The organism is Kurthia huakuii LAM0618 (genome assembly GCF_000505545.1).
Classification (GTDB): Bacteria; Bacillota; Bacilli; order Bacillales_A; family Planococcaceae; genus Kurthia; species Kurthia huakuii.
This window is the reverse complement of record NZ_AYTB01000012.1, coordinates 23,912-41,978: the sequence shown is the minus strand read 5'-3', so window position 1 is coordinate 41,978 and position 18,067 is coordinate 23,912. Positions and strand designations below refer to the sequence as shown.

Here is an 18,067-nt window from a genome sequence, read left to right as displayed (position 1 = left end):
TCGCCTTATTATGCCATGCTTTCGTCGAAATATTCAATTGAAATGTGCTCAAATGTTGTGACATTAAATAAACCGGTATCGGTAATTTTTAATGTTGGAATTACTGGAAGCGCAATAAATGATAACGTTAATAATAAATGGAAATTGAGCTGTGGATTTAATGTTAACAGCGCCTCATGCAATGCACGAAGTTGAATAGATGCCGTCGCACCGTCTAGTGCCGTCATTAAGCCACCGATAGGAAGCGCCATTTCGGCTAATATGACCCCATCTTTTACGATGACGACACCGCCGTTAATCGCTTCAAGACGCGCTAGTGCAATGAGCATATCGGCATCGTTCGTGCCAAGGGCCAGTGCATTATGGGAATCGTGTGCGACCGTTGTAGCAATCGCCCCTGCTTGAAGCCCAAAACCACGAACAATCGCATGACCTGTCGTATGCAGCTGATGGTGTCGCTCGATGACAACAAGTTTTAATAAATCTTGTTCAATAGACGGTACAAAGAAGCCGTGTTCGCTTTCTACGTCACAAATGAGATGTTTCGTCATAATTTGATTTGGAATAATTTCAATAACATTCGCTTTTGCTGTGTTCATTGGAATCGCGAGATGGTCCGCTGTTACGGCTGGCAAATGGACCGACTGTTGAATATGAGCAGGAATTGGCGCCTCAAACTTCAATGTCGTCATCGCCCCGTTTTGCGCCACGAGTTGCCCTTCTTTAAATACAGTAGCAATCGTCATCGATTCAATATCATCTACAATGACAAAGTCTGCGATAAAGCCTGCCGCAAGCGCACCACGTTCTTTTAAACCATAACATTCTGCCACATTTAATGAGCCAAGTTGAATCGCTTGAAGTGGCTCCATACCAGCTTGAATGGCTAAGCGGATAGCATGGTCAATCGTGCCTTCTGCGATAATTTCGTCGACGTATTTATCATCGGTACAAAAGCCGAAGCGGCGTGCATTGGCAGCTGTGACAGCTGGCAATAAATCGTGTAAGTTTTTCGCGGCTGAGCCTTCACGAATGAGGACATGCATCCCTTGCATCACGCGGTCGCGTGCTTCATCTGCGGTGACACATTCATGGTCGGTCGCAATATGTGCAGCGCGGTAGCCAGTAATTTGGGCGCTCGTAAGACCCGCACAGTGCCCATCGATGACAAGATTGGCGTGATGGGTATGCTCTAGTTTTTTCAGCATCTGTTCATCGCCGCTAAGAACCGCTGGATAGTCCATTACTTCAGCAAGTCCAAGCACCGCAGCATCATCGAAAAACGGTGTTAGGTGTTCCGCTTCTAAGCGTGCTCCAGCATTTTCAAACGACGTACCTGGAACGCTAGATGGGAGCATGACGAAAATGTCCATGTCCGCTGATTTGGCATCGTCAAGCATATATTGGATGCCATCGCTACCGGCAACATTCGCAATTTCATGTGGGTCGGTAATCGCAGCAGTGACACCATGTGGCAGCAGTACGCGACTAAATTCACTTGGTGTCAACAGCGTAGATTCGATATGAATATGGCCATCGATTAATCCGGGAATGACGTGGCGTCCACACGCATCCATCGTTTCGTGTGCGTCAAAAATACCTTGTTCATCAATGGCGATAATACGTCCATTTGCGACGACAATATCCGCTTGACGCCACACGAGCGAAAAGACATCGGCAACTGTCGCGTTGCGTAAAATAAAATCGGCTTTTTCGCGGTGTTCTGCTACCGCAATTTGGTGTTGTATTGTCAAAATGTCCACTTCCTTTAAAATACTTTGATTTAGTATAACGGAGTGCTTCTTAGAACACGAATTAAAGCATAGAAAATTCGTTGCTCGATGAAAAAGTAGTAAAATAAGACGATAATACATGTAATGTTTGTAAATCAAAAGGAACGGCTAAATTAAAGAAGAGAGGGGCGGGTGGCATGGCTGTCAAAGACTTATTACAACAATATAGTGCCTGGATGCTTGAGGACCGTTTGCGTCATGCAACGATGGTGTATTGCGGCTACGCGAAAGATATGCTTGAACCAATCGAGCAGCTGTTAACGTATAGCTTTCGTGAGCAAAAGCGCGACATGTGGCTCCAGGCGTTTCAAACGCTGCGAAAAAATGTCGCCAAACTTGACCGTGTGGCGGATTATGATGATGAAAAATACTTTCAACTTATTAAGCAATTGCGTCAACAAGGGGCCTCGTTACGAATTTTAAATCATATACAACGTGAACATCAGCATTTTGTAAATATCATGGCGAAAGGCCTATTAGCCCCGCTACATGAACCGTTAGAACGTTTAGCTGCGTTAGCAAATTTTGATTTAGAAACATTACATTATCGTGACACGATTCGGCGTTATAGTTATAAACCAATTGAAATCATTGATCAATTTGATTATTTTGCAGAAAGTTTACGTGGCACGACGATTAAAGCGCCCGTTTTTGACCAACTGACGTTATTAATCACACAATTAATCGCGCAACTTGCCCATTTTAAGGTGTATGAGTTACCGGTGTTACATAAAGAATTAGATGGCGAATATATGATTAGCATCGGCGCGCTACCACGTAGTTTAGCGCCTGATGTTCCACAGCATCATGTGTGCAAAGTATTCGAACGAGGATTTTATATAAAAGAGACAAATGACGTGTTACGCGAAGCAAAAGTGATGACCGTCATGTAACGGAGGAGATTGTAATGACGATTTTAGGGATTGATTTAGGAACGACCAATTCAGCGATGGCTTATATTAAAAATGGTCAGCCGGAGATGATTGTCAATTCACGCGGGGAGCGTACGACACCATCTGTATTCCAAAAAAATCTTAGTGGTGAATTAGTCGTTGGCAGCGTCGCAAAAAACCAATATTCATCATTACCGGAACAAACCGTACTTGAAATTAAACGTAAAATGGGCACCGACGACAAGGTAATGATTGGCGATAGCTCGTTTACGCCACAACAAATTTCAGCGCATTTTTTAAAATATTTAAAGCAAGCGGCTGAAGATTTTTTAGGCGAAAAAATTACGGAAGCGGTTATTACGGTGCCAGCTTATTTTTCAGATGCACAGCGTAAGGCAACAAAGATTGCGGGGGATATTGCCGGTTTAAAAGTTGAGCGCATTTTGAATGAACCAACGGCCGCTGCGATTGCATACGGTCTTGATCACCCGGAAAGTGAAAAAAATATTATCGTCTACGATTTAGGTGGCGGGACATTTGATATTTCGGTCGTGCGGCTCGATAGTCAGCGCATCGAAGTAAAGGCGAGCGCCGGGAATAATCATTTAGGTGGCATGGATTTTGACCGTTTACTCGTTGACTGGTTAGCGGAGCAATTTGCTGAACAATATGAGGTTGCGTTGTTTAGTTTTGGTGAAGAGTCGGAAATTACGCAACGTCATGCGCGCGTAAAATTAGAAGCGGAAAATGTCAAAAAGGCGTTGTCAAGCGAGCAGGAAGCCACGTTTAATTTACCGTTTTTAGCTGTTTATGATGGGCAGCCTCTGTCGCTCGATTATACGATTACACGTAGTGAATTTGAGGACATTGTACGCCCATTATTAATGGCAACGCTTGAGCACGTCGATAAAGCGATTCGTGATGCGGGGTTACGACCAATGGACATTGACGATATTATTTTAATAGGTGGTGCGACGCGTATTCCACTTGTACAGCAACTCGTCGAGGAAAAATTTGAGCGCGTAGCGAAAAAAGACATTAATCCTGACGAAGCGGTGGCGCTCGGTGCAGCGATTCAAGGGGCGATGAAGGAACAGAGTTTGCCGGAAGAATCGAGTTTAATGGTTATTGATGTGTGCCCGTATACGCTCGGTACAGACATTTTACGCATTGTTGATGGCAAGCGTGAATCAGGCTATTTTGATATTTTAATTCATCGCAATGCACCATTACCCGTGAGCGCAAAAAAAATCTACAATACCGTAAATGATAATCAAACGACGATTGATATTGGCGTTTATCAAGGGGACGATGAAGATACGCATGTGCGAGATGACTTGCGGATTACTGCAACGCCGATTATTGTTGATGGCATTCCAGAAAATAAGGCCGGCAAAGAAAAAGTCGAAATTGCCTTTCATTACGATGTCAATGGACTCATTCAAATTGAAGCGACGGTGCTGAGTACTGGGCGCACGATTTCACACGTGTTAGATGCGCAGCGCGGCATGATGTCAGCGCGTCAAGTGAAAGAAGCAAAGCTAGAGTTGTTTGATGATTGGGAAAAATCAAAGCTTGCGAGTGACATGAAAGCAGTCATTCGCCGCGCGAAAAAAGTACGTCGCAATGCCGAGCCGCAGCAGGCAGTACAGATTGATGCGGCGATTCAACGATTAGAACACGCGATTCAAGAAGCGGATATCGAGCTTGTAAAAGAGCGAGAAGAGGCACTACTTGATATGTTGATGGACATTATTGATTGATGTGTTTGTATCGATGACACGCAAGATTATAAGCGAAGGAACAATTCTGACAAGTATTCATTTACACGCAAAAAAGCGTAGCGTACGATAACATAGGGTGGTAAATAGATGAAAATTTTAACTTTTGGTGAAGCGTTAATCGACATGTTACCGCTAGATGATACGAATTTAGTGTATGAAAAGTGTCCAGGTGGTGCGCCGGCAAACGTCGCCGTAGGTATTGCAAAGTTAGGTGGCGCTGTTACGTTCATGACAAAAGTTGGCGATGATGCCAATGGGCGCTTTTTAATCGAAACGTGCAAGGCATATGGGGTAGATACTACATTGATGCTCACGACAAGTGACGCGCACACAGGAATGGCGTTTGTGACACTTGAACAAGGCGAGCGTTCGTTTGATTTTATCGTCGAGCCAAGTGCCGACCAACTTATGACAGCCGCGGATGTCGCTACTGCCGAAGTGCATTTTAACGATGTCGCCATTTTCCATTATGGCTCCCTTTCTTGCATCGAAGAGTCAACAAAGCAAGCGACGATTGCAGCAATTAAGCAAGCGAAGGCGCAAGGTGCATTGATTTCATACGATCCGAATTTACGACTCAATTTATGGCCGGATGCCGCTACCGCACGCCGCGTCATTGTGGAAATATGGTATTATGCGGATATTGTGAAAATTTCTGAAGAAGAACAAGCCTTTTTAGGAGAACTGCCGTTGTGCGATATGCTCGTGATTACACAAGGGGCGCAAGGCTGTACGGTGCAAACGAACGAGCAGACATTGCATGTGCCGGGCGTAAAAGCAGCCGTTGTTGATACGACAGGAGCAGGCGATGCATTTGTTGCGGCAATGCTACAAGGTTTTGTAGAGCAGCGCCCACTGCAAGTAATTTTTGAGCGGGCGAATAAAGCAGGTGCGATGGCTGTAGCGCGCAAGGGGGCCATGACAGGGTTACCAATGGCTCATGAACTATAATTGTATAATTTGATAATGTAAAAAGGCAATGCTCGTTATGGGCATTGCCTTTTTATTATAAAAATTGTTTAAAATAATGCGCTGCTTTGAGCATTCTTGCACCGTACCAAAACATTTCACCGTCTACGAAAACAAGTTTTGTATGCGGTAAATACGGTTCAAATTCTGCGCGATGCTTTTCAGCAAACGGAAATGGCTCAGAGGACAACAGCACATAGTCTAGCTGTGCGCGCCGCAAGTCGTCAATTGTCACCGCTGGGTAGCGCCCTTCTAGTGAGGTCATTGGATTCGTAAAACCGAGCGTTTCTAATAAGCTCGTAATGTACGTCGTTTTTCCGACCGCCATATAAGGCTTGCGCCACATCATATAGGCAGCGTTGCCACTGAACGTCGGCAATGCAGAAAATGCTTGGCGAATGTCTGAAATGAGCGTTTGCGCGGCTTGTTCGACATGTGCCAATGTACCAAGCGTGTCAATCAGCCGGTACGCGTCGGCGACATTTTCAACTTCACACACAAAAACCGCATAATGTTGTTCAAGTGTTTCAACAATCTCTTTTGTATTTTCTTCTTTCTCAACGATAATAAGCGTTGGCTTGAGCGCTGCAATTGCCGCTTCATCAATGGTTTTCGTACCGCCGACTGTCGGAATCGATGCGACACACGCTTCAGGGAAAATACAATACTTCGTGCGGCCAACGACGGCGTCAGCTTTCAGTTCGAGCAATGTTTCCGTAATCGCTGGGCAGAGCGAAATAATACGCTGTGGACCAGGATGTAACAAGACGTTGCGTCCTAAATGATCTTGAATCGTTGCCAATATTCTTCACCTCACTTTCTATTATAAGATATTTATTAGAAAATTGTGAAAAAACTCTCTATCATGTAAAATAATACATATAAAAAGACGAAATATGCTAATTTAAGGGGGATTTTAAATGAATGAAGCAGTAATTGTTGCAGCAACGAGAACAGCTGTTGGACGTCGAAAAGGAGCACTTGCCGATGTGCGCCCAGACAATTTATTAGCAGACGTATTGCAAAGTGTTGTCGAGCGTGCAGGGATTGACAAGGCCGATGTTGACGATGTCATTATTGGCTGCGTGACACAATCGCAAGAACAATCGATGAATATTGCCCGTACAGCGACGCTAATGGCGGGCTTTCCAATTGAAGTGCCAGGTGTTACGATTGACCGCCAATGTGGCTCAAGCTTACAGGCGATGAATTTTGCGGCGCAAGCAATTCTAGCGGGGGACATGGATACGGTGATTGCTGGTGGTGTTGAAAGTATGACGCGTGTACCGATGTTTATTCACAATGACGGCGCTCAACAAGGCGACCGTTTGCAGGAGAATTATGACATTATTCATCAAGGATTATCGGCAGAGCGTATCGCTAAACAATGGGCACTAACAGCAGACGATGTGAATGACTTTGCGGCGCTGAGTCATGAGCGTGCACTAGCGGCGATTCATGCCGGCCATTTTGATGATGAAATTACGCCGATTGGTACGATGAAGCGCGATGAAGGGCCACGTGCTGCTACGACGCCGGAATCATTGGCAGCTTTAAAGACGGTTTTTGATGAGCAAGGTGTGATTACAGCAGGCAATGCTTCACAAATGAGTGACGGGGCATCGGCAGTTGTTGTGATGTCGCTTGAAAAAGCGCAACAGCTTGGATTAAAGCCACTCGCAAAAATCGTTGCGCGTACCGTTGTTGGCTCGGACCCGACATTGATGTTAACCGGACCAATTGAAGCGACAAAACGCGTATTACAGCGTGCAAATTTAACGATTGATGATATCGACACATTTGAGGTCAATGAAGCATTTGCACCGGTACCGCTCGTATGGGCGAATGAGCTCGGCGTCGATATGTCAAAAGTAAATCCAGATGGCGGCGCGATTGCGCTCGGTCATCCACTTGGTGCGACAGGTACAAAACTTGTGACGACGATGCTCCACCGTATGCAACGAGACGATTTACGCTACGGGTTAATTGCGATTTGTGAAGGTATGGGGATGGCCAATGCGACGATTTTAGAAAAAATGTAAACGACGAAGGAGCGAGCGCGATGCATATGATGGATACACCTTTATTGTTGACGGGTTTTTTTAAGCGGGCAGAACGGTATTTTGGACATAAAAAGATTTATTCCAGAACAGGGGCGGACGTAGTACAAGAATTTACGTACAAGCAATATGCGGAGCGTACGCGTCGACTAGCTTCTGCACTTACAAAGCTAGGCATGACGCGAGGCACAAAAGTAGCAACGTTTTGCTGGAATGATCATCGCCATTTAGAAATGTATTTTGCCATACCTTGTAGTGAAGCGATTTTGCATACGGTCAATATTCGTTTGTCACCAGAGCATATTGTGTATGTTATCAATCATGCCGAAGATGATATGTTACTTGTCGATCACACGCTATTAAAGCTTATTGAAGCAGTTGCACCACAATTAAAAACCGTTAAAACGTTTATTGTTTGTGGTGATGACGTGGATGTTTCGGCGACCACGCTACCAAATGTGTACTCGTATGAGGAACTTGTCGCATCCGGTGACCCGGCGCATACGTTTGCGGATGATTTTGATGAAAATACGCCAGCTGGTATGTGCTATACGTCGGCGACAACCGGCATGCCAAAAGGAGTTATGTATACGCATCGCAGTATCGTGCTGCACAGTTTTGCGATGATGTTTAAAGATAGCGTCGCGCTGAGTGAGCGAGATATTATGCTCCCAATTGTGCCGATGTTTCATGTCAATGCATGGGGCATGCCATTTGTCTGTGTGAATTTAGGCGCGACACAAGTGTTACCAGGGCCATTATTTACGCCGGAGCTATTGCTTGATTTATGCGAGCAATATGGCGTTACGATTTCAGCAGGTGTCCCGACGATTTGGCTTGGATTTTTACAAGCCCAACAAAAAAAGCCGCGTGATTTATCGAGCTTGCGTTTAATTGTAAGTGGTGGTTCGGCATCGCCCATTAGTATGGCAAAAGCATTTGAAGAGATGGGCATCTCGTTTTATACAGGCTATGGCATGACCGAAACGTCACCGCTTGTCAGTCTATCGGTTTATACGACGCAAACCGAGCAATATGATGATGACGAGCGTATGGACATTCGCACGACACAGGGGCTCACCGTACCACTTGTCGAGGCGCGTATTGTTAATGAACAAGGCGATGTGCCGTGGGATGATGCGACGATGGGCGAATTGATTGTGAAAGGTCCGTGGATTGCCGCTGAATATTATCGCGATGAGCGCACAGATGAAGCATTTAAAGATGGCTGGCTCTATACGGGCGATATTGCGGTGTATACGCGTGATGGCAATATTCGTATTACAGACCGCACGAAAGATTTAATTAAATCGGGCGGGGAATGGATTTCATCAATTGAGCTTGAAAATGCGTTAATGTCGTATGACAAGGTGGCCGAAGCGGCAGTTATTGCCGTACCGCATCCAAAATGGCTCGAACGGCCGGTTGCTTGTGTCGTCATGAAAGAACAATTTAAAGAAGATGTTACAAAAGAGGAGCTACTTGAGCATTTACGGAAAGATTTTGCGAAGCTGTGGATTCCAGATGATATCGTCTTTTTAGAAGAAATTCCAAAAACATCAGTCGGTAAATTTTTAAAGCAACAATTACGCGAAGATTTAAAAAATTATCAATTACCGAAATAGCGAACAAGAGGCATGACGCATTGGCGTAATGTCTCTTTTTTTGTTTCATTTTTTCTTGTTATTGCCAAATTCCAAAAAATGATATATAGTACATTACAACACTAATGCACTTAGTTTTTGAAGGAGAGGGCGCTATGCAGCTACAAGATGGGCAACTACCGATTTACGTGCAGATTGCGCAATGGCTCGAAATTGAAATTATTGAACAGCGTATTGAAGCACATGGGAAAATATTTTCACAATATCAGCTAGCAGAAAAGTTTAATGTCAATCCGGCGACTGCTGGTAAAGGGTTAACGATATTACTTGAAAAAGAATTGCTGTATAAGAAACGGGGTTTAGGGATGTTTGTAATGGAAGGGGCACGTGAGCGCTTAATGGAAGAGCGCTTGCAGCATGGCATTAACGAACAAGTCACAGCGCTTGTAGAAGAGGCACGGCGCTTAAATATTTCAAAGAAGCAGCTACTGCAATTAATTGAGCAGGCGTTTCGGAAAGGCGGTAACGAATGATTCACTGTGAGCACGTATCGAAAAAAATCGGCAGAAAAGTTGTTTTGCAAGAACTTAATTTACATATTGATGAGCCAAAGTTAGTTGGCTTAGTAGGACGTAATGGGGCCGGGAAATCGACGTTGATGTCACTAATTGCAGGGTTAGAACTACCAACAACAGGACGCGTCACCGTATTAGAGCGGCCCGCATTTGATCAGTTATATGTCGCGGTGAATACGGTATATATTCATCCGAATATGACGTTTCCTACGCATTTATCACTACGAGAAATTTGTCAAATGGGCGCGCAGTTTTATATGAACTGGGATTGTACGCTCAGCGATAAATTGCTGGCTTACTTTGAATTGCCAATGCATCAAACGTTTCAACAGTTATCAACAGGGATGAAGTCTATGTTTGCGACTATATTTGCGCTATCAACACGCGCGGCTGTGACGCTACTAGATGAGCCGATAAATGGCATTGATGAAGGGTTACGCAGTGAAATGTACCGCGTTATTTTAAAAGATTATTTAGCGCATCCACGCCTGATGATAATAGCGAGCCATTTACTCGATGAACTCGAACACTTACTTGAAGAGATTGTTATTTTACATGATCGGCAAGTCATCGTACATAAAAATATTGATGATTTTGCGGCGTCACACGTTATATGGGAAGGTGATTTATCGAAAATGCTTGCCGCTTATCCGGATGCACTCATCATTGAACGCTCACCATTTGGCACCGACCGCGTTGTAGTGCCAAGCAGTGTCACAGCATCCTTTACACAGCAGGCGATTAGTGCCAAAGAGCTTTATTTATATCAGACGGCAGAAAAGAAGGGAACGATTGACGATGTCTTTTCAAACGATGAGTAGAAAGCAATTAACCTGTTTATTTATAAAGTGGACGTGGCAAAACAATCGTCCTATTGTGCTGTTTACAGTGTTTGCGCAGTTGTTTGCGCTCGCTTTAGTGCCTTGGACACTTGAAAATATGGGGCATGGGTTTCCGGAATTTCATTTTTCTGCCACATATTATAATCAATTTCCGATGATTCTTATGGGGTGTTTGAGTGCAATAGTGCTTGGTTATACATTGAAAAAACAAAATTTTCAGCCATTTCAATTCCCTGAGATAGTGAAACGACGAGGGAATATCATCGTGGTGTTACTTTATAGTGCATTACTAACGCTTGCTATTGGGTTAACTCAATATGTCATTTGGATTTACCTTCTTATGATATGGCCGCAACCCGCAATTTTACGCGCACCAGAGTCTTTCTGGAGTCACGTTATTATACTATTTTGTTGGCTTATGATTTCCAGTATGCTTGGATTTTTATATGCTATATGTCGGCGCGCCGCGTTACTAGTTAGTGGCATGCTAGTAGCTGTAGCAATCATTAGTTTACTGTTTTTTGACAGCATCCTTTATAGTGGCACAGTTGTTGCAGTTATTATTGTGGTTATTACGCTGATGTGGATGATGCGTCAGGAGGTGTCTGGATGTCATTCTTAATTTTTGTCAGTTTATTTATGTTATTATTTGTCATCTTTAAATGGCGTATGATGCAACGTTTTGTATGGATAGTGGTGGCATTATATGGCTGCGTATTATTAGTAAGTCCTTTTATTTATAAGGCTTTAATGCAAAATAGCCCGATATCCTATACGACAGCGGAGCAAGAGAGCTATAAGAAAGCACAACAGCAGTTTTTTGAAGATTTAAGTACAGGAAACCGCATACCTTATGAGGAAGAGCTTATTTTCAGTAAAAGACTTCCTTATAAAGAGGATATATTTTATATGAATGATAAACGTGAACAACATCAGGTTCTTTTTATTGTAGAAGAAACAACCGATTTACAACATGAAATTGAAGTGACTATGTATAAGCGCCCATTTTTAGTAGAAAATATAGATGTCAGTGTGCTTTACCCAACGCCTTCTATGACATTTAAAAAAGATACGTTAGCTGTGAATATAAATCAACAACCACTTTATATGAAAGGATACGGTGTCACATTATTTCCAGTATCTTGGGGAAGTACCTATAAAGATGACAACCGCAACAATCCGTACATTGCCTATTTACGCGTACCGATGCATACGCGCGTACTTGACCGTTACGATAAGCGGATTGATCAACAACTTCTTGAAGGAGGGATGCTAGATGGCCACTAATTATTATCGTATCCAGTGGCAGCAAACGACCGAAAAAATACGTGGTTTGTTTGTAATGATAATGATTGTGCAATTATTTTTCGGTTTTGTCTCGGTGCAGTCAGTGTTTCGTGAGTATGTGAGCTACAGCATTTATAATGGCGTTGCAACCATAATGGTAACGCTAGTAACGCTTAGTTTTGGCGCCATCCATTTAGCAAAATTAGAGCGCGTCGACGTTTTTCGTTTACCGGTATCGACAAAATGGCGCGTCGATAGTGTCATGCTTATGGTGCTATCGCTCTATGGGAGTGTGACCGCCTTGCTTGTACCTTATTTAACGTATGCAGTAACGCGTCACGACTATGCGACATTTTATGATACGACGCTTTTAACATCAACTATGTTTTATAAAAATGTCGTGATTTGCTTTATGATGTTTTTAACTGCAAGTATGTTGTCGTACACGATTCAATTATTTTTAGCGTATAAACAACGGTCTTGGCTCATAATGTATGTTGTCGTCATCGGTTTATGTGCCATCATTTATGTGAATGTCATGCAGCAATTATTTACAGCGTGGCAGTGGCTCTGTTTTTGTAGCATGCTGCTCGTGATTGAATTTGGCTTTTTGCAATGGCGTTTTAAAGGGGGTTCGATGAAATGATAGTAGCAGCGTTGAGTGGACTTTTGTTTTTTGTTATTGTTGTGCTCTGTGCACGCTTATTTAGACAATTGCTCGTTAAAATTCGCTGGACGGGTTCCATTAAATGGCTTGCATCTGGTTATGTCGCCGTCCTGGTCCTTGTTGCTGTCATCGTGTCATTAGCTGAACCAGCGCTTCCTAAAATATCTGCAGAACACTATCAAAAATTACAACGAGAAAATGAAACGTTAGCACAGCAATTTGAGGAGCAGCGTATAACGACACCGGCAAATAAAGCATGGGAGCAACCGGTTGATGTAACACAGCCATTTATTTTGTATAGCAATCCAGATGTTCATTATCAAATTAAGCATGTTCCTTCACTGAAAAACACCGTGCGTGGTAAAATTTATTATGCCAATATTGCGACTATGCAAGCGGATATGTCAAAAATTATGCCAGAGTCTGTCATAGAAATAGACGATAATTTTTTAGATATTTTATTTGAAAAACATGGGCAAGTGAAGATGTTAACGGATCGCCTAAATTTTATTAACGAGCAGCGGCTAATAGTTGCACAAACGTCTTACGCGTCTCGAATATATGTCGTGTTAGAAGTACCAACAAAACTTCATATGAAAAAAAGATAACAAGAGGCTGGGACATAAGCGTAAAAACACCATCTTAGATGAGCATAAAAAAAACCGGAATCGCGCTGTGGCGCGGTTCCGGTTTTTTGTTGCGAACGCTAAAAAAGGAACATGAAATGTTTTGTCAAAGCCTCCATTAGCGATTATAAACAACTAATAACACAGCAAGCGCAATAACCGGTAAACCGATAATCATCGACAACATCGCCACAGCCTTTTGTACATCGCGGAAGCATTTACTAAGCAACCATGCAATCGTAATGCCAATGATGCCGCCAAGTGTATTTAAGATGAAATCATCAATGTCTGTTGCACCGCGCGCAAAAATGTATTGTGTCACTTCAATAACCAAACTACAGAGCATAATCTTTAAAATAGCGCCGTGTTTACTATGGATCATCATATACATGCCTAGTGGAATGAACATGAGCACATTGCCCCAAACATTCATATCACCAAAACCTTGTGCTTGAATCATATCAAATGGAATTAGGTTCAGATTACGATAGCTATCGCGCGATAACAAGACCGTTTCGAGTAGTAAACCACCGTAGCAAATTAGAATCGCATAATAAAAAAATCGATACATTTTCGTCCCTCATTTCTCTATTTTTAAATAGTAGCAAAAAAAAATGAAGAAATTCTTAAGGAATTAAGTAGAAATGATGAAGAACTAGAATGAAGGAAAAATAACCTACAAAACAAATGGAATAAATGATAAAATATAACTATATAAAGAACGGAGATGGGGAATAATGGAGACAATAGTAGTGAATCGTTTAGAAGAATTAGAAAGGTCGTTGCCGTTAATTGTTGATTTATTTGATGAAGGTTCTTTTTTTGCATTAACGGATTTAACGCATATGATTTGGGAACATAATGGCAGTCATTTTGATAATGACAAAGTACGATTTAATAGCCACCGTCAATTAAAGTCTGGCGATATTGTACATGATATTTTACGCAACCGTAAAAAAATCATATTTGACGTGCCTGTAGAAAAATACGGTCAGGCTTTTCGTTTTATCGGGATACCGATTTTTGATGAGCGTAATCAAGTAATCGGTAGCTTAAGTGTTTCTAAACCAATCGAAGTACAAGTGAAGCTAAGTGAAGCAGCCGATGCGGTCGTTAATTCAACAACGAGCATTGCGGCAGCAGCAGAAGAAATGCAAGCTTCTGCGACGGAGTTTGAACAGCATATGACAGGGCTTGAACGAGCGCAAAAAGAAATGTTAGAATATACTGAAAATACGAAAAAAATGCTTCAAATGATTAATAATGTTGCGAAAAGCACACGTATTTTAGGATTAAATGCCGGCATTGAAGCCGCACGTTCAGGTGAAGCAGGAAAAGGTTTTGCGGTTGTGGCAAGTGAAATTACTAAGCTAGCGAATCAATCAGCGGAATCTGTTACGGAAATTAATGATGTCATGGAAAACTTACGACAACAAGTCATTAGTATTTCAAACACATTAAAAGATACAGTAGAAATTTCAACGCAACAAGGGCTTGCAATTTCAGGCATCACTGATTCATTAGAACGCTTGACGAATGTGTCGGAAGAAGTAAATACATTAGCGAAAAAAATATAACGTGAAATGTAAAAAAGGTACGGCTCTTACACGAGGCGTACCTTTTTTACGTTAAAATCCTTTTTTTGTTATGATAGAGAAGAGGTGATTCCATGAAACGTGCTACAAAGACAGGTCTTTTAGTAGGACTTGTCGGCGTCATGACGGGTATTGTGTGGTGGCAAATTCCAATCGAAAAAAGAACATATGGTTTATCACAATCTGCCATGACAACCGATTATACTGGGCTAATGCCAGAAAAAATCGCTCAAATTAATGAAGTGAAAAAGCGTGAGGAGCTTGTAGCTATCGTGAAAGAGGCGCAAAAAACGAAGCGTACCATTAGCATCGCAGGGCTTCAACATTCACAAGGTGGCCATACGTATTATAAAGATGGCATCGTCATTGATATGCGCGCTTTTAATCGTGTACTATCGGTGGATGAACAGCAAAAAACAGTGAAGGTCGAAGCGGGCGCTAGTTGGATGGATGTGCAAGAGGCGCTAGCGAAAAAAGGCTTGGCGCTACGTGTGACACAATCGCAATCGATTTTTACGATAGGTGGTTCACTCAGTGTCAATGCACATGGCCGAGATATTCGCTACGGTTCGATGGCAAGTACTGTGCGTGAGCTGACAATCGTGAATGCACAGGGCGAGTTTGAGACGTTAAAACGAGGTCAAGATGATGAACGCCTGCAGTATATTTTAGGAGGCTATGGTTTATCATTTTTTCGCAGAATACCCCTCCCTCAAGGAACGTAGTGAGTAGGGAGGGGATGAATGCGAACCCAATTATTCTGCCAGTGCTAATTTGTTGAAAAGAACATCTGTTCCCGTTATACTATTCGAAAAAAGGAGGCGTCTGTCATGCCACATAAAGCGTATAAATTCCGTATCTACCCAAATAAAAACCAGCAAGCGTTCATACATCAAACACATGGGCATTGTCGTTTTGTCTATAACCATTTTCTTGAGTTGTGGAATACTTCTTATGAAGAAGAAGGAAAAGGGTTGAATCGTTCCATTATGTCCAAAATGCTCACAAAGCTGAAAAAACAAGATGAAACGGCATGGCTACGCAACGTAGATAGTGTGGCATTACAAGCCTCTTATGAAAATTTAATAGACGCTTTTAAACGTTTTTTTAAAAAGCAAAATAAATATCCACGCTTCAAAAGTAAAAAGAATCCAGTTCAAAGTTATACAACGAAGAATACGAATAACAATATTGCGATTGTCGGTAATCAAATGAAGCTACCAAAATTAGGACTTGTAAAGTTTGTAAAATCGCGTGAAATTGAAGGGCGTATTTTAAAGGCGACAATCAAATATAATGCGAGTGGTAAGTTTTACGTGTCTGTCCTATGTGAAGTACCAGACTTTAAGCCATTGCCTAAAACAAATGAAACTGTAGGAATTGATTTAGGTATCACCGATTTTGCGGTTCTGTCCGATGGACGTAAAGTGGATAACCAACGCTTTACAGCCAAAATGGAACAGAAGTTAAAACGTGAGCAGCGCAAGTTATCACGTCGCTACGAACAAGCGAAAAAAGAATGTCGTGACTTGCGTGAATGTATGAACTATCAAAAACAACGTCGTAAAGTAGCTTGTTTGCGTGAGCGTGTTGCTTTTCAACGTGAAGATTTTTTAAACAAGCTATCAACGGAATTGATTCGTCAATATGACGTCATTTGCTTAGAGGACTTAAATACCAAAGGTATGATGAAAAATCATAAGTTGGCAAAAGCGATAGCGGATGTGTCATGGTCTGAATTTGTGACCAAGCTAAAATATAAGGCGAAATGGCTCGATAGAAAAATTGTCGAAATCGACAGATTCTATCCATCGAGCCAAATTTGTCATACTTGCAGTCATCGAGATGGCAAGAAACCATTAGATATTCGTGTATGGACTTGTTCATCTTGTGGTACGACACTAGACCGAGATATTAATGCAAGTAAGAATATCTTAATCGAAGGGTTAAGACTTTTAAAGCAACAACCGTAGGAACTACGGGGATAGCCTACTAAAAAAGTGAAGCCGCTGTTTCGAGTAAATAGAAACAAGCAAGCACTGTTCGTAGGAATCGCCCACTTCAAGCACGTTCGAAGAACGGCTAAGTGGGGGTAGTTCAAACAATCCGGAGCGCGTGTCGTTAAAAAAGGGCGCTCTAGCTGGAGATGCGACAACAGCGGTTGGCTATGATAAAAAAACCGGCTTGACGGTAAACCCTGGCCGCATCGACCCAATGAATGAAGCGTTTAACGATAGCCGCAAGCCATTAGCTGCTGAGTTTACAGTCGATGGAAAAGCGTTAATTGTTATTGTGAATCATTGGAATTCAAAAGGTGGCGATACCCCACTATTCGGTCAAGTACAGCCTGTCAAGTTAGCAAGTGAAGTCCAACGCCAACAAATTGCTGAAGTTGTAAGTAACTTCGTTGGCGATGTATTAGCAAAAAATCCACAAGCAAACATCATTTCAGTCGGCGATTATAATGATTTCCAATTTAGCGAACCGCTACAAATGTTTGAAAGAGCAGGGATGACCAATTTAATTCATAAAGTGCCAAAAAATGAGCGTTATACGTATGTTTACCAAGGAAACTCACAAGTGCTCGATCATATTTTTGTATCAGATAACTTAAAAAATGGCGCAAAAATTGATATTGTTCATGTCAATGCAGACTTTACAGAACAAGCAGGTCGCGCATCTGATCATGATCCATTAGTGACACAAGTGAAATTGAAATAAGCAAGTAAAAAAGGCGCTAGGACAGAACAAAAATAGGGTTTCTAAAAAACGAAGAATTTTCTAACAATTACACTATAAATAACGACAAAAAGCGAATGATGCTGAATCTTTGGAGTGAAGTTTCATCATACTAGTTCGCTTTTTTCATTGGCTGAAACCCTTTTGTCCCAGCTTCTTTTTGCTATTTTGGATTAACACCTTTAAATGTAGAGGTACATAAGGCAATTAAATCGTTATTCGCGTTGTAAATACGACCTTCTAAAATCGCGGTTGTACGCGTACGGTCAATTGTCGTCGCCGTTGCACGTAAGCGCCCTTCTTGTACAGGACGAATAAAGCGCGTTTCCATTTGAATCGTCATGACGACATCAAAGCCGAGTGTATAGGCAGCAATGCCCATTGTATTATCCAGCATCGTCATCATCATGCCACCGTGTAATGTACCGGCAATATTTGTTAAATCAGGGCGGAAATCGAGTGCAATTTCAGCTTCACCGTTTTCACCTTTAATAAATTCAAATCCAATGGTATTCCAAAGTTCTGTATGTTCAAACGCTTGTTGAACAGTCATCTGAGTTGTCAAAAATAAGACCCCTTTTATTTATAATTACTATTATGAGCATAATAAAACTCACAGGAAAATGCTATTGT

19 protein-coding genes are annotated in these 18,067 nt (G+C 42.2%); 15 read left to right on the top strand and 4 right to left on the bottom strand.

Translation table 11 applies throughout. From position 1 onward, the window contains the following. Positions 1-8: 8 nt before the first annotated feature. Positions 9-1,754, bottom strand: a complete 1,746-nt coding sequence (gene ade, locus V514_RS0109145) for an adenine deaminase (protein WP_235073235.1) — start codon at positions 1,752-1,754, stop codon at positions 9-11. A 176-nt stretch (positions 1,755-1,930) separates the two neighbouring features. Here ade and grpE point away from each other — a divergent pair, with 176 nt between their 5' ends. From grpE to V514_RS0109130, 3 genes are all read left to right on the top strand, one after another. After that, complete coding sequence (grpE, locus tag V514_RS0109140) at positions 1,931-2,686, top strand: nucleotide exchange factor GrpE (protein ID WP_029499653.1); 756 nt, start codon at positions 1,931-1,933, stop codon at positions 2,684-2,686. Between the two features lie 14 nt (positions 2,687-2,700). Beyond that, positions 2,701-4,449 (top strand): Hsp70 family protein, encoded by a 1,749-nt coding sequence (locus V514_RS0109135; protein ID WP_029499652.1) that lies wholly within the window; start codon positions 2,701-2,703, stop codon positions 4,447-4,449. 108 nt (positions 4,450-4,557) lie between these two features. Beyond that, on the top strand, positions 4,558-5,421 hold the full coding sequence (locus tag V514_RS0109130; RefSeq protein WP_029499651.1) for a carbohydrate kinase family protein: 864 nt from the start codon (positions 4,558-4,560) through the stop codon (positions 5,419-5,421). Between the two features lie 55 nt (positions 5,422-5,476). Here V514_RS0109130 and V514_RS0109125 read toward each other — a convergent pair whose 3' ends face one another. Next, positions 5,477-6,241: an ABC transporter substrate-binding protein gene (locus V514_RS0109125; protein WP_029499650.1), complete on the bottom strand. Its 765-nt coding sequence runs from the start codon at positions 6,239-6,241 to the stop codon at positions 5,477-5,479. Positions 6,242-6,359: 118 nt separating this feature from the next. On the opposite strand from V514_RS0109125, the gene V514_RS0109120 reads away from it, so the two are divergent. The 8 genes from V514_RS0109120 (at position 6,360) to V514_RS0109085 (ending at position 13,082) form a co-directional block, all read left to right on the top strand. Next, complete coding sequence (locus V514_RS0109120) at positions 6,360-7,481, top strand: thiolase family protein (protein ID WP_029499649.1); 1,122 nt, start codon at positions 6,360-6,362, stop codon at positions 7,479-7,481. A gap of 20 nt (positions 7,482-7,501) precedes the next feature. Continuing rightward, positions 7,502-9,124 (top strand): long-chain fatty acid--CoA ligase, encoded by a 1,623-nt coding sequence (locus tag V514_RS0109115; RefSeq protein ID WP_081715021.1) that lies wholly within the window; start codon positions 7,502-7,504, stop codon positions 9,122-9,124. A gap of 134 nt (positions 9,125-9,258) precedes the next feature. Further along, a complete protein-coding gene (locus V514_RS0109110; RefSeq protein WP_029499647.1) occupies positions 9,259-9,636 on the top strand; it encodes a GntR family transcriptional regulator in 378 nt (125 codons plus the stop codon). Beyond that, positions 9,633-10,499: an ATP-binding cassette domain-containing protein gene (locus V514_RS18955; RefSeq protein WP_029499646.1), complete on the top strand. Its 867-nt coding sequence runs from the start codon at positions 9,633-9,635 to the stop codon at positions 10,497-10,499. The genes V514_RS0109110 and V514_RS18955 overlap by 4 nt, the downstream gene beginning before the upstream one ends. Beyond that, the gene (locus tag V514_RS0109100) at positions 10,492-11,142 is read left to right on the top strand and encodes a hypothetical protein (protein ID WP_161630182.1); all 651 of its coding nucleotides are present in this window, start codon (positions 10,492-10,494) and stop codon (positions 11,140-11,142) included. Before V514_RS18955 ends, V514_RS0109100 begins: the two co-directional genes overlap by 8 nt. Next, positions 11,130-11,807, top strand: coding sequence for a hypothetical protein (locus tag V514_RS0109095; RefSeq protein WP_029499644.1), 678 nt, complete (start codon positions 11,130-11,132; stop codon positions 11,805-11,807). Before V514_RS0109100 ends, V514_RS0109095 begins: the two co-directional genes overlap by 13 nt. Next, positions 11,797-12,453 carry a hypothetical protein gene (locus V514_RS0109090; RefSeq protein WP_029499643.1) on the top strand — a complete coding sequence of 219 codons (657 nt, stop codon included), beginning with the start codon at positions 11,797-11,799 and terminating at the stop codon, positions 12,451-12,453. The genes V514_RS0109095 and V514_RS0109090 overlap by 11 nt, the downstream gene beginning before the upstream one ends. Further along, positions 12,450-13,082 (top strand): hypothetical protein, encoded by a 633-nt coding sequence (locus V514_RS0109085; protein ID WP_029499642.1) that lies wholly within the window; start codon positions 12,450-12,452, stop codon positions 13,080-13,082. Before V514_RS0109090 ends, V514_RS0109085 begins: the two co-directional genes overlap by 4 nt. A 136-nt stretch (positions 13,083-13,218) precedes the next feature. On the opposite strand, the gene V514_RS0109080 is transcribed toward V514_RS0109085, so the two are convergent. After that, the gene (locus V514_RS0109080; protein WP_029499641.1) at positions 13,219-13,671 is read right to left on the bottom strand and encodes a VanZ family protein; all 453 of its coding nucleotides are present in this window, start codon (positions 13,669-13,671) and stop codon (positions 13,219-13,221) included. A 166-nt stretch (positions 13,672-13,837) separates the two neighbouring features. On the opposite strand from V514_RS0109080, the gene V514_RS0109075 reads away from it, so the two are divergent. From V514_RS0109075 to V514_RS0109060, 4 genes are all read left to right on the top strand, one after another. After that, positions 13,838-14,677, top strand: coding sequence for a methyl-accepting chemotaxis protein (locus V514_RS0109075; protein ID WP_081715020.1), 840 nt, complete (start codon positions 13,838-13,840; stop codon positions 14,675-14,677). Between the two features lie 92 nt (positions 14,678-14,769). After that, positions 14,770-15,420: an FAD-binding oxidoreductase gene (locus tag V514_RS0109070; RefSeq protein ID WP_029499639.1), complete on the top strand. Its 651-nt coding sequence runs from the start codon at positions 14,770-14,772 to the stop codon at positions 15,418-15,420. 105 nt (positions 15,421-15,525) lie between these two features. Next, a complete protein-coding gene (gene tnpB / locus V514_RS0109065) occupies positions 15,526-16,668 on the top strand; it encodes an IS200/IS605 family element RNA-guided endonuclease TnpB (RefSeq protein WP_029497740.1) in 1,143 nt (380 codons plus the stop codon). A 142-nt stretch (positions 16,669-16,810) separates the two neighbouring features. Further along, complete coding sequence (locus V514_RS0109060) at positions 16,811-17,416, top strand: endonuclease/exonuclease/phosphatase family protein (RefSeq protein WP_029499638.1); 606 nt, start codon at positions 16,811-16,813, stop codon at positions 17,414-17,416. Between the two features lie 181 nt (positions 17,417-17,597). Here V514_RS0109060 and V514_RS0109055 read toward each other — a convergent pair whose 3' ends face one another. Beyond that, positions 17,598-17,999, bottom strand: coding sequence for a PaaI family thioesterase (locus V514_RS0109055; RefSeq protein WP_029499637.1), 402 nt, complete (start codon positions 17,997-17,999; stop codon positions 17,598-17,600). Positions 18,000-18,067: the final 68 nt, after the last annotated feature.

What these genes read in the sequence shown, in the direction of transcription:
- grpE (WP_029499653.1), top strand. Translation starts at nt 1,931, where the DNA reads ATGGCTGTCAAAGACTTATTACAACAATATAGTGCCTGGATGCTTGAG.
- V514_RS0109135 (WP_029499652.1), top strand. Translation starts at nt 2,701, where the DNA reads ATGACGATTTTAGGGATTGATTTAGGAACGACCAATTCAGCGATGGCT.
- V514_RS0109130 (WP_029499651.1), top strand. Translation starts at nt 4,558, where the DNA reads ATGAAAATTTTAACTTTTGGTGAAGCGTTAATCGACATGTTACCGCTA.
- V514_RS0109120 (WP_029499649.1), top strand. Translation starts at nt 6,360, where the DNA reads ATGAATGAAGCAGTAATTGTTGCAGCAACGAGAACAGCTGTTGGACGT.
- V514_RS0109115 (WP_081715021.1), top strand. Translation starts at nt 7,502, where the DNA reads ATGCATATGATGGATACACCTTTATTGTTGACGGGTTTTTTTAAGCGG.
- V514_RS0109110 (WP_029499647.1), top strand. Translation starts at nt 9,259, where the DNA reads ATGCAGCTACAAGATGGGCAACTACCGATTTACGTGCAGATTGCGCAA.
- V514_RS18955 (WP_029499646.1), top strand. Translation starts at nt 9,633, where the DNA reads ATGATTCACTGTGAGCACGTATCGAAAAAAATCGGCAGAAAAGTTGTT.
- V514_RS0109100 (WP_161630182.1), top strand. Translation starts at nt 10,492, where the DNA reads ATGAGTAGAAAGCAATTAACCTGTTTATTTATAAAGTGGACGTGGCAA.
- V514_RS0109095 (WP_029499644.1), top strand. Translation starts at nt 11,130, where the DNA reads ATGTCATTCTTAATTTTTGTCAGTTTATTTATGTTATTATTTGTCATC.
- V514_RS0109090 (WP_029499643.1), top strand. Translation starts at nt 11,797, where the DNA reads ATGGCCACTAATTATTATCGTATCCAGTGGCAGCAAACGACCGAAAAA.
- V514_RS0109085 (WP_029499642.1), top strand. Translation starts at nt 12,450, where the DNA reads ATGATAGTAGCAGCGTTGAGTGGACTTTTGTTTTTTGTTATTGTTGTG.
- V514_RS0109080 (WP_029499641.1), bottom strand. Translation starts at nt 13,671, where the DNA reads ATGTATCGATTTTTTTATTATGCGATTCTAATTTGCTACGGTGGTTTA.
- V514_RS0109075 (WP_081715020.1), top strand. Translation starts at nt 13,838, where the DNA reads ATGGAGACAATAGTAGTGAATCGTTTAGAAGAATTAGAAAGGTCGTTG.
- V514_RS0109070 (WP_029499639.1), top strand. Translation starts at nt 14,770, where the DNA reads ATGAAACGTGCTACAAAGACAGGTCTTTTAGTAGGACTTGTCGGCGTC.
- tnpB (WP_029497740.1), top strand. Translation starts at nt 15,526, where the DNA reads ATGCCACATAAAGCGTATAAATTCCGTATCTACCCAAATAAAAACCAG.